Origin of the sequence: Oceanobacillus caeni, assembly GCF_042678465.1 — a bacterium.
Taxonomy (GTDB): domain Bacteria; phylum Bacillota; class Bacilli; order Bacillales; family Amphibacillaceae; genus Oceanobacillus; species Oceanobacillus caeni.
In genome coordinates this window covers 1-592 of record NZ_JBHTKV010000077.1, presented here as the reverse complement: position 1 = coordinate 592, position 592 = coordinate 1, and the positions used below count along the sequence as shown (strand labels likewise).

1 protein-coding gene is annotated in these 592 nt (G+C 39.2%); it reads right to left on the bottom strand.

Translation table 11 applies throughout. The features are described from left to right. Nucleotides 1-592 (bottom strand): UPF0236 family transposase-like protein (locus tag ACFQ18_RS18090; protein ID WP_379566894.1); only part of this gene is annotated, 592 nt, incomplete at both ends.

Sequence of the window (592 nt, the reverse complement as noted above, 5' to 3'; positions counted from 1 at the left end):
TTAACTGTCCAATAGCTGATGAATGAGCTGTATTTAGGCTTATTTTACCTTGTTTTGCTCCAATTGACGGCTGGGTTTCCTGGCGTAGAAATTCAGTCATACGAACCACTTTTTTCACGTCTCGTTGTTTTCTTACACTTCGCCTTTGGTCTCTCAAATAGACGGATCGTAATGTTTTATTTAGAATCCCTTGTTTGATCTTCACCATTGCCTCACTACCTTCTAAACTCCAATGCATTCCACGCTTTTTCATTCGGAATGAAATATGTCGTTGGTTGGATTCCATTGCACCCATGCCCCTTGCCTCTTTTGGTGGATTCTCAACTTTTTCTCTCCAATCAAAAATTCGATCCCAATTACCGCCAATATATCTACGAAAATCCTCGGCCTTTTCTAACTGCTTATCCGTTTCTAAAGTGCTCTCCAATGTATCCATCCAACGTATGAAATCATCCAGTTCGTGTTCTTTGATTGCCTTTTGTACACCTTCTTTAAACTCGCTCTTTTTAACTCCAAAAGTTCGATTCAGTGCTTTAGAAATGTGAAAGGAATCCAATTGATTTAAAACAGGATAACTAGACTGTGAGAAAGC